Raw genomic sequence first — 15,450 nt, forward strand, 5'->3', positions numbered from 1 at the left:
ATTCGATTTTTGAATATAGAAAGATGCAGACGTCATGTAAAGGTAAAGGCCCCTTCTGCAGAGCCAATCCCATTAACCTCAGGATAGCGGTGAAATATGCAGCGTTACTCTCTGGTATAAAACCTTCAGCAGATCGGATTCTAAGCCTGAGGTGGCATACTGTCCGCGTCCATTTTCTGACATAATAACCGGATTCGATTTTGCCCCGCAGGAGTCTTCACATGGAATTTACCGCCGGACTGATGCCGCTTGAAACGGCTCTCTCTCAGATGCTTTCGCGTATTACCCCACTTACCGCCGTCGAAACGCTGCCACTGGTTCAATGCTTTGGTCGCATTCTGGCGACCGACATCGTCTCTCCCATTGATGTTCCAGGATTCGATAACTCGGCAATGGATGGTTATGCGGTGCGTTTGGCCGACCTGCAATCCGGCCAGCCGCTCTCCGTTGCCGGTAAAGCTTATGCCGGTCAGCCTTTCCATGGTGAATGGCCTGCGGGAACCTGCATTAGAATTATGACGGGCGCCCCGGTACCGACCAGTTGTGAAGCCGTCGTCATGCAAGAACAGACAGAACAAACTGACGACGGTATTCGTTTTACCGCCGACGTCCGCAGCGGACAAAATATTCGTCTGCGCGGTGAAGACATTGCCAACGGCGCGGTGGTTTTTCCGGCAGGAACACGTCTGACAACCGCAGAACTTCCGGTACTGGCCTCGCTGGGTATTGCGCAGGCACAGGTTGTGCGTAAAGTCCGCGTGGCGTTGTTCTCCACCGGTGATGAACTGCAACTACCTGGTCAGCCGCTGGGCGACGGGCAGATTTACGATACCAATCGCCTGACCGTGCATCTGATGCTGCAACAGTTGGGCTGTGAAGTCATCAACTTAGGGATTATTCGCGATGATCCTAACGCGCTACGCGCCGCATTTATCGAAGCCGACAGCCAGGCCGATGTTGTCATCAGCTCCGGTGGTGTATCGGTGGGCGAAGCAGACTACACCAAAACCATTCTGGAAGAGCTGGGAGAAATTGCCTTCTGGAAATTGGCCATCAAACCTGGTAAACCGTTCGCTTTCGGTAAACTGAGCAACAGCTGGTTTTGCGGCCTGCCTGGAAACCCGGTCTCCGCGGCCCTCACGTTCTATCAACTGGTACAACCGTTACTGGCGAAACTCAGCGGTAACACCGCCTGCGGACTGCCGCCACGCCAGCGCGTGCGCACGGCATCTCGTCTGAAGAAAACGCCAGGCCGTCTGGATTTTCAGCGCGGTGTATTGCAGCGTAATGCGCAAGGCGAACTGGAAGTCACCACCACGGGACACCAGGGGTCGCATATTTTCAGTTCTTTTAGCCTCGGTAACTGCTTTATCGTGCTGGAGCGCGATCGCGGTAACGTCGAAGCAGGAGAATGGGTTGAGGTCGAGCCGTTTAACGCCCTGTTTGGAGGCCTGTAATGGCAGAACTCAGCGACCAGGAGATGATGCGCTATAACCGGCAAATCATTCTGCGCGGCTTCGATTTTGAAGGTCAGGAAGCGCTCAAGGAAGCGCGGGTACTGATCGTGGGTCTGGGTGGGCTTGGTTGTGCTGCCACCCAGTATCTGGCGGGTGCTGGCGTCGGGCAGTTAACCCTGCTCGACTTTGACACCGTGTCCGTCTCAAACCTGCAACGCCAGACGCTGCATAGTGACGCAACCGTTGGTCAACCAAAAGTAGAGTCGGCACGCGAGGCACTGGCGCGGATTAATCCTTATATCGCCATTACGCCGGTGAATGCGCTTCTCGACGATACCGCAATTCATGCGCTGATCGCTGAATATGATTTGGTTCTTGACTGCACCGATAATGTCAGTATCCGTAATCAGCTTAATGCCGGCTGCTTCGCCGCAAAAATTCCACTGGTTTCCGGCGCGGCAATCCGCATGGAAGGACAAATTACAGTCTTCACATACCAGGAGGGTGAGCCCTGCTATCGCTGCCTGAGTCGCCTGTTCGGTGAAAATGCCCTGACCTGTGTAGAAGCCGGTGTAATGGCTCCGCTCATTGGCGTGATAGGTTCACTTCAGGCGATGGAAGCCATTAAGCTGCTGGCAAACTACGGTAAACCGGCATCCGGTAAAATCGTGATGTATGACGCCATGACCTGTCAGTTTAGGGAAATGAAGCTAATGCGTAATCCGGGATGTGAAGTTTGTAGTCGGTAAAAAAGTCGGGTGGCGGCTTCGCCTTACCCGACCTACAACGGCCAGAACGCAGGCCGGGCAAGCGTTAGCGCCACCCGGCAACAGCATCAGATCGACGTCCGCCCAAACGCATTCTGCCAGTCGTGTTCAAACTTCGCCACGGCAGCATCAACGGCCGGGGAACTAATCAGCTGCTGTGCAACATCCAGCGGCAGCGTAATGGCTTCACAGCCTGCCAGCAGGCAGTCCAGCGCCTGGCGTGGGGTTTTGAAACTGGCTGCCAGTACTTTGGCGTGCGGAGCATGCATTTTCAGTAAATTCTGCAGATCGGTCACTGTCTGGATGCCATCGCCGCCCTGGGCATCCACGCGGTTAACGTATGGCGCAATGTATTCTGCCCCTGCCAGCGCCGCCAGCAGTCCCTGTGCTGCACCGTATACCGCCGTCCCCAATGTCGGGATACCCTCTTCCTTCAGTTGCTTAATCGCCGCCAGACCTTCTGCTGTGACCGGTACTTTCACCACAATATCCGGAATGATTGCCCGTAATTTACGCGCGTCGCTGACCATCCCTTCGGCGGTCGTCGCCATCACCTGCGCAAACAGACGACCTTGTCCCCCCAGCGCTTCCTGCAATTGCGGCAGTAACACTTCCAGCGTCTTTTTACCTGCCGCCACAATGCTTGGGTTAGTGGTCACCCCTGCCAGCGGAAAAACACGCGCCAGAGCTTTTACCGCATCAACATCAGATGTATCTAAATAGAGTTCCATAACCTGCCCTCAAACGAATAATTAGCATGAATTAAAGGTAGCACGACGAAACCGCGCGGTTAGTTGACGCACGTCAATATAGATTTCATTCGAAAGTAATTTAATCTTTATACGAAAGAAAAGAGGCCGCTTATGATTTTCAATATCCAGCGTTATTCCACCCACGATGGTCCCGGTATCCGTACCGTGGTGTTCCTTAAGGGATGCTCCCTGGGCTGTCGCTGGTGCCAGAACCCGGAGAGTCGTGCCCGTACACGGGATCTGCTGTACGACGCGCGTCTGTGTCTGGACGGCTGCGACCTGTGTGCTCAGGCTGCACCTGACGTTATTGAGCGAGCGCTGAACGGCCTGCTTATTCATCGCGAAAAACTGACCGATGAGACTCTCACCGCGCTGACCCACTGCTGCCCGACCCAGGCGCTGACCGTCTGCGGCGAAGTCAAAAGTGTGGAAGACATTATGGCGACCGTGCTGCGCGATAAACCGTTTTACGACCGCAGCGGTGGCGGGGTAACGCTTTCCGGCGGTGAACCGTTTATGCAGCCGGAGCTGGCTGCGGCGTTGTTCAAAGCCAGCCACGATGCGGGCATTCATACTGCGGTCGAAACCTGCCTGCACGTGCCGTGGAAGTATATTGAACCTTCGTTGGCGAATATCGATCTGTTTCTTGCCGATTTAAAACACGTCGCCGATGCGCCGTTTAAGCAGTGGACCGATGGCAACGCCGCTCGCATTCTGGAAAATCTAAAAAAACTGGCTGCCGCAGGTAAAAAAATGATTATCCGCGTACCGCTGATTCAGGGATTCAATGCCAACGCGGCCGATATTCAGGCCATTACCGATTTTGCTGCCGACGAACTGCACGTCGATGAGATCCATTTTTTGCCCTATCACACGTTGGGCATCAACAAATACCTCTTACTCAATCAACCCTACAACGCCCCGGAAAAACCGCTTGATGCGCCTGCGCTGCTCGAATTTGCCCAGCAGTACGCCAGCCTTAAAGGTTTAACCGCGACCCTACGAGGATAACCGCCATGACGACTCTGAAACTGGACACACTCAGCGACCGTACTAAAGCGCATAAAACGGCCCTGATCCACATTGTGAAGCCGCCGGTTTGTACCGAACGCGCCCAGCACTATACCGAGATGTATCAGCAACATCTGGACAAACCCATCCCGGTACGCCGCGCGCTGGCACTGGCGCATCATCTGGCGGAACGAACCATCTGGATTAAACACGATGAGTTGATTATCGGTAACCAGGCGAGTGAAGTACGCGCTGCACCGATCTTCCCGGAATATACCGTGTCGTGGATTGAAAAAGAGATCGACGATTTGGCCGACCGTCCTGGTGCAGGCTTTGCGGTCAGCGAAGAGAATAAGCGCGTACTGCATGAAATATGCCCGTGGTGGCGTGGTCAGACCGTGCAGGATCGCTGCTACGGCATGTTTACCGACGAACAAAAGGGCCTGCTGGAAACCGGCATCATCAAAGCCGAAGGCAACATGACCTCCGGCGATGCACACCTGGCGGTGAACTTCCCGCTGCTGCTTGAAAAAGGCATTGATGGTCTGCGCCACAAAGTCGATGAACGTCGTTCCCGTATCAACCTGACCTGCCTGGAAGACCTTCATGGCGATCAGTTCCTGAAAGCGATTGATATTGTGCTGGATGCCGTCAGCCTGCATATCGAACGTTTCGCCAGCCTGGCGCGTAAAATGGCGGCGACTGAAACCCGTGCAAGCCGTCGCGATGAGCTGCTGGCAATGGCAGAAAACTGTGATGTCATCGCCCACGAACCGCCAACAACCTTCTGGCAAGCGCTGCAATTGTGCTACTTCATCCAGTTGATCCTGCAAATCGAATCAAACGGTCACTCGGTGTCATTTGGCCGCATGGACCAGTATCTCTACCCGTTCTATCGCCGCGACGTGGAGCTGAACCAAAGTCTCGACCGCGAGCACGCTATTGAGCTGCTGCACAGCTGCTGGCTGAAGCTGCTGGAAGTGAACAAAATCCGCTCCGGCTCCCACTCGAAAGCCTCCGCAGGCAGTCCGTTGTATCAAAACGTCACTATCGGCGGCCAGAACCTGGTCAATGGTCTGGCGGTGGATGCCGTCAATCCGCTCTCCTATGCCATTCTGGAGTCCTGCGGCCGCCTGCGTTCTACCCAGCCGAACCTCAGCGTGCGTTATCACGCGGGGATGAGTAACGACTTCCTTGATGCCTGTGTGCAGGTCATCCGTTGCGGCTTTGGCATGCCGGCATTCAATAACGATGAAATCGTTATCCCGGAATTTATCAAACTCGGCATTGAACCCGAAGATGCCTACGACTATGCGGCCATCGGCTGCATCGAAACTGCCGTGGGAGGCAAATGGGGCTACCGCTGCACGGGCATGAGCTTTATTAACTTTGCCCGCGTGATGCTGGCCGCGCTGGAAGGTGGACGCGATGCCACCAGCGGTAAAGTATTCCTGCCGCAGGAAAAAGCGCTCTCAGCCGGTAATTTCAATAAGTTCGATGAAGTAATGGACGCCTGGGATACACAAATCCGCTACTACACGCGTAAATCTATTGAGATTGAATATGTGGTCGATACCATGCTGGAAGAAAACGTCCATGACATTCTGTGTTCCGCACTGGTCGATGATTGTATTGAGCGCGCGAAAAGCATTAAGCAAGGTGGCGCAAAATATGACTGGGTATCCGGTTTGCAGGTCGGCATTGCTAACCTTGGTAACAGTCTGGCAGCAGTGAAAAAACTGGTCTTCGATCAGGGGGTTATCGGTCAGCAACAGCTGGCGGCTGCGCTGGCGGATGACTTCGAAGGCCTCACTCATGAACAGTTGCGCCAGCGTCTGATCAACGGCGCACCGAAATACGGTAACGATGATGACAGCGTCGACACCCTGCTGGCCCGTGCCTATCAGACCTATATCGATGAGCTGAAGCAGTATCATAACCCGCGTTACGGTCGCGGCCCGGTTGGCGGCAACTACTATGCAGGGACCTCTTCCATTTCCGCAAACGTACCATTCGGAGCAGCAACGATGGCAACGCCGGATGGTCGTAAAGCACATACACCGCTGGCTGAAGGTGCAAGCCCGGCTTCCGGTACTGACCACCTCGGCCCAACGGCAGTCATTGGCTCGGTGGGGAAACTGCCCACGGGTTCGATTCTTGGCGGCGTACTGCTCAATCAGAAACTGAATCCGGCTACGCTGGAAAATGAGTCTGATAAACAGAAGCTGATTTTCCTGCTGCGGACCTTCTTTGAAGAGCACAAAGGCTGGCATATTCAGTACAACATCGTGTCCCGTGAAACGCTGCTGGACGCGAAAAAACACCCGGATCAGTACCGTGACCTGGTCGTTCGTGTCGCAGGCTATTCTGCTTTCTTCACTGCGCTGTCTCCTGACGCCCAGGACGACATTATCGCCCGTACTGAACACATGCTGTAATCCCATTGCCCGGGGGCATTTTCGCCTGCCGGGCATTTTAGTTTCGAATGAAATAAATTTGTGCTTCAGGTCACATTGTTATTAGAATGTTTCTGGTCGCAGTTATGAGCCAGGAGCAAGTATGACCATCAACGTTATCGTCACAGATATGGACGGAACGTTTCTCGACGACGCCAAAAAGTACGATCGAGTACGATTTATGGCGCAGTATCAGGAACTGAAAAAACGCAACATTGAATTTGTCGTGGCCAGCGGTAACCAGTATTACCAGCTCATCTCTTTTTTCCCGGAACTCAAAGATGAGATCTCTTTTGTCGCCGAGAACGGTGCATTGGTGTTTGAGCATGGTAAACAGCTCTTTCACGGCGAACTGACTCGCCACGAATCGCAAATTGTGATTGGTGAACTGTTAAAAGATCGGCAACTTAACTTCGTAGCGTGTGGTCTGCAAAGCGCCTATGTCAGTGAAAACGCCCCGGAATCTTTTGTGGCGTTGATGTCGAAACACTATCACCGACTGAAGCCAGTTAAAGATTATCAGGACATTGATGATGTGCTGTTCAAATTCTCGCTGAATCTGCCTGACCAGCAAATCCCGCTGGTTATCGATCACCTGCATACTGCTCTCGACGGTATTATGAAACCCGTCACCAGCGGCTTTGGGTTTATCGATCTGATTATTCCAGGTTTACATAAAGCCAATGGTATCAGCCGTCTGCTAAAACGCTGGAACCTGTCACCACAAAACGTCGTCGCCATCGGCGACAGTGGCAACGATGCGGAAATGTTGAAAATGGCGCACTACTCTTTTGCCATGGCTAATGCAGCCGGGAACATCAAATTTATTGCCCGCTATCAGACCGACGATAATAACCATCAAGGTGCACTGAACGTGATTCAGGCCGTGCTGGATAACACCTCCCCTTTCAACGCCTGATCCTGCCGACCGGAGTACCTGCTCCGGTTCTCACCGTTTTTGCATTCCGTGCACGCCATCAAGTTTTTAAACTTGCATTAACTTATTTTTAACTTATATTGCACTTGTAAGTTAAATTAGTTTCAAATGAAAGTTATGCGAGGTGGTTATGGCTTTTACTTTTACCAGCGACACGTTACCTGCCGATCACAAAGCAGCGATCCGTCAGATGAAACAGGAATTGCGGACACAGCTTGGCGACGTCCAGCAAATCTTCAGTCAGCTCAGCGATACCATTGCCAGCCGTGTGGCGGAGATCAACGCGCTCAAAGCGCAAGGTTCTGCGGTCTGGCCGGTATTATCTTATGCCGATATCAAAGCGGGCCGTGTGAGCACAGAGCAGCGGGAAGAGATTAAACGTCGCGGATGCGCAGTCATTAAAGGCCATTTCCCCCGCGAGCAGGCGCTGGCATGGGATCAGTCGATGCTGGATTACCTGGATCGCAACCACTTTGACGACGTCTACAAAGGACCGGGAGATAATTTCTTCGGTACCCTGAGCGCATCGCGTCCAGAGATCTATCCAATCTACTGGTCACAGGCGCAAATGCAGGCCCGTCAGAGTGAGGAGATGGCGAATGCCCAGTCCTTTCTCAATCGCTTATGGACGTTTGAAAGTGACGGTAAGCAGTGGTTTAACCCGGATGTCAGCGTCATTTATCCTGACCGTATTCGCCGCCGCCCGCCAGGTACCACCTCGAAAGGGCTTGGCGCACACACCGACTCCGGAGCACTGGAGCGCTGGCTGCTTCCGGCTTATCAGCGTGTTTTCGCCAATGTCTTTAACGGCAAGCTGGCAGAGTACGATCCGTGGCATGCTGCACATCGTACCGATGTTGAAGAGTACACGGTAGATAACACGACGAAGTGCTCAGTGTTTCGTACTTTCCAGGGTTGGACGGCACTTTCCGATATGCTGCCCGGCCAGGGGTTGCTGCATGTTGTACCTATTCCGGAAGCAATGGCTTATGTGCTGTTGCGTCCCTTGCTGGACGATGTTCCGGATGATGAACTGTGCGGCGTCGCGCCAGGCAGAGTGTTGCCAGTGTCAGAACAGTGGCACCCGTTACTGATGGAGGCGTTAACCAGCATTCCACAACTGGAGGCTGGAGATTCAGTGTGGTGGCATTGTGATGTCATTCACGCCGTTGCGCCGGTAGAAAATCAACAGGGCTGGGGTAATGTGATGTACATCCCTGCCGCACCGATGTGTGAGAAGAATCTGGCCTACGCCCATAACGTGAAGGCTGCCCTGGAAAAAGGCGCATCACCGGGTGATTTCCCGCGTGAGGATTATGAAACGAACTGGGAAGGCCGCTTTACACTGGAGGATTTGAATATCCACGGTAAGCGTGCACTGGGGATTATCTAATTTCTAATCCCCTAAGTATTTCACGTTACAGGTGCAGCCAACACACCTGTAACGCGAAAAACGACGGGAACGTTATTCGACGCCTTTAGTACGCAGATAATCTTCGTAGTTCCCGGTGAAGTCGATCACGCGTTCCGGCGTAATTTCAATCACGCGGGTTGCCAGCGAACTGACAAACTCACGGTCGTGAGAAACAAAAATCAGCGTACCCTGATACATTTCCAGTGCCATGTTCAGCGATTCGATTGATTCCATATCCAGGTGGTTGGTTGGTTCATCCATAACCAGGATATTCGGTTTCTGCATCATCAGTTTACCGAACAGCATGCGCCCTTTTTCACCACCGGAGAGCACCTTCGCAGGTTTCTTGATGTCATCCTGACTGAACAGCAGACGACCGAGGAAGCTGCGCACAACCTGCTCATCATCGCCTTCCTGTTTCCACTGACTCATCCATTCGAATACGGTCAGATCGTTTTCAAACTCGTATTCGTGATCCTGCGCGTAGTAACCGACCAGGGCATTTTCAGACCACTTAACGGTACCGTTGTCCGGCTGCAAATCGCCAACCAACGTTTTCAGCATGGTGGATTTACCCACACCGTTGGCACCAATGATGGCAACCTTCTCTCCCACTTCCAGCAGCAGATTAAAGTTTTTAAACAGCGGGCCTTCCTCGAATCCTTTAGTCAGGGCTTCCACTTCCAGCGAGTTACGGAACAGTTTCTTATCCTGCTCGAAGCGGATGAACGGGTTCTGGCGGCTGGAGGCTTTCACTTCGTCGAGCTTAATCTTATCGATCTGACGCGCGCGCGAGGTCGCCTGTCGAGATTTAGATGCGTTGGCGCTAAAGCGACTGACGAAGGATTGCAGATCGGCAATCTGCGCTTTCTTCTTGGCATTATCAGCCAGCAGACGCTCACGAGCCTGAGTCGCCGCCGTCATGTATTCGTCGTAGTTACCCGGATAAACGCGCAGTTCGCCGTAGTCCAGATCCGCCATGTGCGTGCAGACCATGTTCAGGAAGTGACGGTCGTGCGAAATGATGATCATGGTGCTGTCACGCTCGTTCAGCGTCTGCTCCAGCCAGCGGATGGTGTCGATATCCAGGTTGTTCGTTGGTTCGTCGAGCAGCAGAATGTCCGGGTTAGAAAACAGCGCCTGCGCCAGAAGCACACGCAGTTTCCAGCCGGGCGCAACTTCGCTCATCGGTCCGTAATGTTGTTCTACCGGAATACCTACGCCCAACAGCAGTTCGCCCGCACGGGCTTCCGCAGAGTAGCCGTCCATTTCGCCATACTGAACTTCGAGGTCAGCCACTTTATAGCCGTCTTCTTCGCTCATCTCGGCCAGGCCGTAGATACGGTCACGTTCCTGCTTCACTTCCCACAGTTCAGCATGGCCCATAATAACGGTGTCGAGAACGGTGAACTCTTCAAAAGCGAACTGATCCTGACGCAGCTTACCGATGCGCTCGTTCGGATCGAGTGAAACGTTACCCAGCGTCGGTTCGAGGTCGCCGCCGAGAATTTTCATAAAGGTGGATTTACCGCTACCGTTCGCGCCAATCAGGCCGTAACGATTGCCGCCGCCAAACTTGACGGAAATATTTTCAAACAGCGGCTTACTGCCGAACTGCATAGTGACGTTGCTGGAAACTAACACTGGCGTATCCTGAAAGAGAAAGAAATATGTGACAAACCGCTTATTATGCCATAACTCTGCAATAAGATCGCGCCGTTCATGCTGGACAGATAAAGTGAAAGCAAAAGGAAAAAAGTGTGATTTAGTACACATCCGAATTCCTTGTTGCACAGAATGCACATATAATGCGTGCCCAACACTACATAAATCTCAACCCACTAGCCTGCTTGGCTTCAGAATCTCGCAAAAATGAATATGAAATTGACAACGCTTTTCGCGGCGGCGCTCGCGGTAGTTGGTTTTTGTAACACCGCTTCAGCCGTCACGTATCCGCTGCCTACCGATGGTAGTCGTTTGATTGGCCAAAACCAGGTCATCACCATCCCTGAAGGTAACACCCAGCCGCTGGAATATTTTGCGGCTGAGTACCAGATGGGTCTGTCCAACATGCTGGAAGCCAACCCGGGCGTGGATACCTTCCTGCCGAAAGGCGGCACCGTACTGAACATTCCTCAGCAGTTGATCCTGCCGGATACCGTGCATGAAGGTATTGTGATTAACAGCGCCGAAATGCGTCTGTACTACTACCCGAAAGGTACGAACACCGTTATCGTTCTGCCGATCGGTATCGGCCAGTTAGGTAAAGACACCCCTATCAACTGGACCACCAAAGTTGAACGTAAGAAAGCCGGCCCAACCTGGACGCCAACCGCTAAAATGCATGCGGAATACCGTGCTGCGGGCGAGCCGCTGCCAGCTGTCGTGCCGGCAGGTCCGGATAACCCGATGGGTCTGTACGCGCTGTATATCGGCCGTCTGTATGCTATCCACGGTACCAACGCTAACTTCGGCGTCGGCTTACGCGTCAGCCACGGTTGCGTGCGTCTGCGTAACGATGACATCAAGTTCCTGTTTGAAAATGTTCCGGTTGGCACGCGCGTCCAGTTTATCGATGAGCCAGTGAAAGCCACCACTGAACCAGACGGTAGCCGTTACATTGAGGTACATAACCCACTTTCTACTACTGAAGCGCAGTTTGAAGGCGGCGAAATCGTACCTATTACGCTGAACAAGAGCATTACCAACATCACCGGTCAGTCTGACGTCGATCAGGCCGTCGTTGAGCAGGCGGTACAGAACCGCTCAGGTATGCCGGTTCGTCTGAACTAAGCAGACCTGAAACGAAAAAGGCGGATGAATCATCCGCCTTTTTTATTGCCTCTCTGCCGCTATCACATCAACAGCAACAAGCCATATCCCACCAGCGCCGCCCAAATCAGCATCGGCACCGAATACCAATGAAAACGCCACCAGATACGCCGGTCGTTTGCCATGCGTAAAGCAATCAGATTCGCCAGCGATCCCGATAACAGGCCAAAACCGCCAATATTGACAGCCCAGGCCAGCAGTAGCGTTGGCGGGACATAGTTCAGTAGCAAAATAGTGCTGGGTACATTACTGATAAACTGCGACAGACCGATTGCCGTCAACCATAGTCCTGGTTGGGAAAGCGTACCAAAGTGTCCCGAAATCCCCTGGAGTACCGGTAACTGCGTCAACAGATGTACATCAATAAACATCGCCATAAATACCAGCAGCAGCGTCCAGTCCACGCTGGTCATCACACGACGAGCCAGTATCATGAATCCTGTCGCCACAATCGCCAGCCCCCAGAGTTCCTGCTTCAGTTCCAGTGCCGTCAGAAAGACGATATACAGCGCCAGGCAGCTCCACACCAACCGAGGTTGCCAGTCAGGTGCGCGCGTACCGCTATGATAGTGCAGTGTTTTATGTAGGAAACTAAACCAGCACAGCACCACCAACGTCAGCATCATGGCACCCGCAAGCGGTGCCATTTGCCAGGTAAACGCAGTAAATGACAGGCCAGAGCGCCCCCACATCAAAATGTTCTGCGGATTACCTATCGGCGTCAGCAGCGAACCTGCGTTCACCGCCAGCGCCTCAAAAATAATGAGGCGGTTTACCGGGATGGCGCACAGTTTTTTCAGGGTAATGGTGAGGGGAACAACAATAAATAAGGCGACATCGTTGGTCAGAAAGGTCGACAGCAGCGCCGCCGCCAGCACCATAAATATCGCTAACTGACGTTCCGTCTTGAAGCGGCGGGTCATCTTGCGCCCTAAAACATCAAAGTAACCGCTTAGCTCCACGCCTTTGGTTAGCAGCATCAGGCCGCTTAGCGTAATAATTGTGTGCCAGTCAATTGCCCCAGGCCAGGTGCGGGGTGTAAATGGCACAAACAGGCTCAGAACACCCCCGATGAGGATTAACAGCTGGAAAAAACGATCGCGCTGTAAGGCACCAAGAAAAGGAAAACTCATTCAGAGCCTGTTCCTTGCTGTTGCGTAAACCGACTAAAAGCCTCCAGTGTTTCCTTACTGACATGATGCTCCATTCCCTCCGCATCGCGACGGGCAATCTCCGGACTGATACCTAACATCAGCAGGAAGTTTTCCACAATCTGATGGCGTTCCCGGCTCTCCTGCGCCAGACGCTCACCTTCGGCAGTTAAAAACACCCCACGCCAGGGAATCATTTCAATCAACCCAACGGAGGCAAGGCGCTTAAGCATTTTGGCAACCGTCGGCTGGGAAACCCCAAGACGTGCGGCCATATCCACCTGACGCGCTTCACCCACCTCGATAATGAGATCGGAAATCAGCTCTACGTAGTCATCAATCAGCTCACGGCGATGTGCCTCGCGGACCTGACGAAATCCTTCAACGTGTTCTTCGACATTCACCAATTGCGTCACTTTTTTTGTTGTTGGCATACCTGCGCGACGACTCATTCTGCTTCCTCGTTCCTGTGACGCATTAACAGCATCTGATTAGAGAACGCTCATTGTAAACCAGAGTTGCGCGGGCACAAAAAATTAACGTTTTAGCAATAGCTATATAATATAGCCTGTGCTATATCTGTATATAATAAAGACATCCCTCAAGGACTGATGGGATCGTGAAGTCAGGAGGTTTATATGAATGAATTTAAGAGGTGTATACGCGTGTTTAGCCACTCTCCCTTTAAAGTACGGTTGATGCTGATCTCAATGCTGTGTGACATGATTAACGGCAAACCAGAGCAGGATAAACCCTCAGCAAAATAATGCGGCGTCGCGGTACGCCGCTTCATTTTTTTGCCGTAACCTGATTACGGTAATAGGTTTTGTCCGAATACCCCTTCTTTTTGTCTGTTTTGCAGTTGCCCTCTCAAAACAATTTCGTTGTAGTAGTTGACCTTCTCATGCACACACTCTATCTTTTCGCAGCCCTGCATTTATTGCGGCTCGCGGATGCGGACCCATTCCCTCTTCTCGCTCTCTCAGGCAGGCATGACCCTTTGCGCCAGGGGTAGCACATGGCGTTTTTGCAACAGTGGCATATGAATTTAACCCTCAAAGATTCACTTATTGCTCGTAGCCGGGCTATTAGTCCGTGGACTGGCTTTTATTTTTTACAGTCTCTGCTGATCAACCTCGCACTGGGCTACCCACTCAGCCTTCTTTATAGCGTTGCCTTTACCTGTGTATTGATGCTGTTGTGGCGTACTGCGCCGCGCGCGCAAAAAACACTGATTGGCATCTGTTCGCTGATTGCAGCGATGTATTTCCCATTCGGCCAGGCTTACGGCTCGCCAAACTTTAATACGTTGTTGGCGCTGCACTCAACCAACATGGAAGAGTCGACCGAAATCCTGACAATCTTCCCCTGGTACAATTACCTGGTTGGCGTATTTATTTTTGCGCTCGGCGTTATCGCCGTACGGCGTAAAAAAGACGAGCAGAAACGTCGCTGGAACAAGTACGACAGCCTGTGTTTGCTGTTTAGCATCGTTGCATTCTTTGTTACTCCGGTACAAAACCTGGCATGGGGCGGCGTTTTCAAGTTAAAGGATACCGGTTACCCGGTTTTCCGCTTTGCCAAAGACGTTATCGTCAACAATAACGAAGTGCTCGACGAGCAAGAGCGTATGGCTAAGTTGTCGAGCGTAAAAGACAGCTGGACGGTAACCGCCGTGAAGCCGAAGTATCACACCTACATGGTGGTGATCGGTGAAAGTGCCCGCCGCGATGCGTTAGGGGCATTTGGCGGCCACTGGGATAACACGCCGTTTGCCAGCTCGGTTAACGGCTATATCTTCGCGGATTACATTGCCGCCAGCGGTTCTACGCAAAAATCGCTCGGCTTAACGCTAAACCGGGTCGTCGATAATAAGCCTCAGTTCCAGGATAACTTTGTCACGCTGGCCAACCGCGCCGGGTTCCAGACGTGGTGGTTTTCCAATCAGGGACAGATTGGTGAATACGATACGGCAATCGCCAGCATTGCGAAGCGAGCAGATGAAGTTCAGTTCCTCAAAAACGGTGACTTCGAAGCCGACAAAAACACCCGTGATGAAGCCTTGTTGAAAATGACGGCTCAGGTGCTGGCCACCGAACGCACCCAGCCGCAACTGATTGTGCTGCATTTAATGGGTTCTCACCCGCAGGCCTGCGATCGTACTCAAGGAAAATACGACACATTCGTCCAGTCGAAAGAGACCTCCTGTTATCTGTACACCATGACGCAAACCGACGATCTGCTGCGCCAGCTTTACGAGCAGTTGCGTAACAGCGGCAGTAGCTTCTCCATGGTCTATTTCTCCGATCATGGCCTCGCCTTTAAAGAGCGCGGAAAAGAGGTGCAGTACCTAGCGCATGACGACCAGTTCCAGCAGAACTTCCAGGTGCCCTTTATGGTACTGTCCAGCGATGACAAAGCGCATCGGGTGATTAAAGCCCGCCGCTCGGCGAATGATTTCCTGAGTTTTTTCTCACAGTGGACGGGGATCAGCGCGAAGGAAATTACCAACAGCTACCGCTTTATCTCTGAGAAAAAAGCCGGGCCAGTGTATATCACCAACTTTAAGCTGCAGAAGGTGGACTACAACCACCTTGGTACCGACATCTTTGAGACCAAATCTCGTTAATAGCTCAAATTGCAGGCAAAAAAAATCCGCCCCTGGAGGCGGAT

Annotated in this window: 13 protein-coding genes; 9 read left to right on the forward strand and 4 right to left on the reverse strand. The window is 52.5% G+C overall.

Annotated features, from left to right (window positions below):
* The first annotated feature begins 221 nt into the window (after nt 1–221).
* Together moeA and moeB are read left to right on the forward strand one after the other, a co-directional pair.
* Nucleotides 222–1,457, forward strand: a complete 1,236-nt coding sequence (moeA, locus tag ACLJXE_RS14800) for a molybdopterin molybdotransferase MoeA (protein ID WP_286628262.1) — start codon at nt 222–224, stop codon at nt 1,455–1,457.
* Nucleotides 1,457–2,206: a molybdopterin-synthase adenylyltransferase MoeB gene (gene moeB / locus ACLJXE_RS14805; RefSeq protein ID WP_410751268.1), complete on the forward strand. Its 750-nt coding sequence runs from the start codon at nt 1,457–1,459 to the stop codon at nt 2,204–2,206. The genes moeA and moeB overlap by 1 nt, the downstream gene beginning before the upstream one ends.
* Nucleotides 2,207–2,292: 86 nt before the next feature.
* On the opposite strand, the gene fsa is transcribed toward moeB, so the two are convergent.
* Nucleotides 2,293–2,955: a fructose-6-phosphate aldolase gene (fsa, locus tag ACLJXE_RS14810; protein WP_410751269.1), complete on the reverse strand. Its 663-nt coding sequence runs from the start codon at nt 2,953–2,955 to the stop codon at nt 2,293–2,295.
* 132 nt (nt 2,956–3,087) lie between these two features.
* Here fsa and ACLJXE_RS14815 point away from each other — a divergent pair, with 132 nt between their 5' ends.
* From ACLJXE_RS14815 to ACLJXE_RS14830, 4 genes are all read left to right on the forward strand, one after another.
* On the forward strand, nt 3,088–3,987 hold the full coding sequence (locus ACLJXE_RS14815) for a glycyl-radical enzyme activating protein (protein ID WP_410751270.1): 900 nt from the start codon (nt 3,088–3,090) through the stop codon (nt 3,985–3,987).
* A 5-nt stretch (nt 3,988–3,992) separates the two neighbouring features.
* Nucleotides 3,993–6,425, forward strand: a complete 2,433-nt coding sequence (locus tag ACLJXE_RS14820) for a formate C-acetyltransferase/glycerol dehydratase family glycyl radical enzyme (RefSeq protein ID WP_410751271.1) — start codon at nt 3,993–3,995, stop codon at nt 6,423–6,425.
* A gap of 121 nt (nt 6,426–6,546) precedes the next feature.
* Entirely contained in the window at nt 6,547–7,362 is an 816-nt protein-coding gene (locus ACLJXE_RS14825) for a Cof-type HAD-IIB family hydrolase (RefSeq protein WP_286628267.1), read from the forward strand.
* Between the two features lie 148 nt (nt 7,363–7,510).
* Nucleotides 7,511–8,773, forward strand: a complete 1,263-nt coding sequence (locus tag ACLJXE_RS14830; protein WP_410751272.1) for a DUF1479 domain-containing protein — start codon at nt 7,511–7,513, stop codon at nt 8,771–8,773.
* 72 nt (nt 8,774–8,845) lie between these two features.
* Here ACLJXE_RS14830 and ACLJXE_RS14835 read toward each other — a convergent pair whose 3' ends face one another.
* Nucleotides 8,846–10,438, reverse strand: a complete 1,593-nt coding sequence (locus ACLJXE_RS14835; RefSeq protein ID WP_410751273.1) for an ABC-F family ATPase — start codon at nt 10,436–10,438, stop codon at nt 8,846–8,848.
* A 228-nt stretch (nt 10,439–10,666) separates the two neighbouring features.
* Here ACLJXE_RS14835 and ldtB point away from each other — a divergent pair, with 228 nt between their 5' ends.
* Nucleotides 10,667–11,587, forward strand: a complete 921-nt coding sequence (ldtB, locus tag ACLJXE_RS14840; RefSeq protein WP_410751274.1) for a L,D-transpeptidase — start codon at nt 10,667–10,669, stop codon at nt 11,585–11,587.
* Nucleotides 11,588–11,649: 62 nt separating this feature from the next.
* On the opposite strand, the gene ACLJXE_RS14845 is transcribed toward ldtB, so the two are convergent.
* Together ACLJXE_RS14845 and mntR are read right to left on the reverse strand one after the other, a co-directional pair.
* Nucleotides 11,650–12,759 carry an anion transporter gene (locus tag ACLJXE_RS14845; protein ID WP_410751275.1) on the reverse strand — a complete coding sequence of 370 codons (1,110 nt, stop codon included), beginning with the start codon at nt 12,757–12,759 and terminating at the stop codon, nt 11,650–11,652.
* Nucleotides 12,756–13,229: a manganese-binding transcriptional regulator MntR gene (gene mntR / locus ACLJXE_RS14850; protein WP_003831586.1), complete on the reverse strand. Its 474-nt coding sequence runs from the start codon at nt 13,227–13,229 to the stop codon at nt 12,756–12,758. Before mntR ends, ACLJXE_RS14845 begins: the two co-directional genes overlap by 4 nt.
* Nucleotides 13,230–13,415: 186 nt before the next feature.
* On the opposite strand from mntR, the gene mntS reads away from it, so the two are divergent.
* Entirely contained in the window at nt 13,416–13,544 is a 129-nt protein-coding gene (gene mntS / locus ACLJXE_RS14855) for a manganase accumulation protein MntS (RefSeq protein WP_137384317.1), read from the forward strand.
* Nucleotides 13,545–13,819: 275 nt separating this feature from the next.
* A complete protein-coding gene (locus ACLJXE_RS14860; protein ID WP_286628688.1) occupies nt 13,820–15,406 on the forward strand; it encodes a phosphoethanolamine transferase in 1,587 nt (528 codons plus the stop codon).
* Nucleotides 15,407–15,450: the final 44 nt, after the last annotated feature.

The organism is Citrobacter sp. U14242, from assembly GCF_046555775.1.
Taxonomy (GTDB): domain Bacteria; phylum Pseudomonadota; class Gammaproteobacteria; order Enterobacterales; family Enterobacteriaceae; genus Citrobacter.

Coding starts and splice junctions, on each gene's coding strand:
- moeA (WP_286628262.1), top strand. CDS start 222: ATGGAATTTACCGCCGGACTGATGCCGCTTGAAACGGCTCTCTCTCAG.
- moeB (WP_410751268.1), top strand. CDS start 1,457: ATGGCAGAACTCAGCGACCAGGAGATGATGCGCTATAACCGGCAAATC.
- fsa (WP_410751269.1), bottom strand. CDS start 2,955: ATGGAACTCTATTTAGATACATCTGATGTTGATGCGGTAAAAGCTCTG.
- ACLJXE_RS14815 (WP_410751270.1), top strand. CDS start 3,088: ATGATTTTCAATATCCAGCGTTATTCCACCCACGATGGTCCCGGTATC.
- ACLJXE_RS14820 (WP_410751271.1), top strand. CDS start 3,993: ATGACGACTCTGAAACTGGACACACTCAGCGACCGTACTAAAGCGCAT.
- ACLJXE_RS14825 (WP_286628267.1), top strand. CDS start 6,547: ATGACCATCAACGTTATCGTCACAGATATGGACGGAACGTTTCTCGAC.
- ACLJXE_RS14830 (WP_410751272.1), top strand. CDS start 7,511: ATGGCTTTTACTTTTACCAGCGACACGTTACCTGCCGATCACAAAGCA.
- ldtB (WP_410751274.1), top strand. CDS start 10,667: ATGAATATGAAATTGACAACGCTTTTCGCGGCGGCGCTCGCGGTAGTT.
- ACLJXE_RS14845 (WP_410751275.1), bottom strand. CDS start 12,759: ATGAGTTTTCCTTTTCTTGGTGCCTTACAGCGCGATCGTTTTTTCCAG.
- mntR (WP_003831586.1), bottom strand. CDS start 13,229: ATGAGTCGTCGCGCAGGTATGCCAACAACAAAAAAAGTGACGCAATTG.
- mntS (WP_137384317.1), top strand. CDS start 13,416: ATGAATGAATTTAAGAGGTGTATACGCGTGTTTAGCCACTCTCCCTTT.
- ACLJXE_RS14860 (WP_286628688.1), top strand. CDS start 13,820: ATGAATTTAACCCTCAAAGATTCACTTATTGCTCGTAGCCGGGCTATT.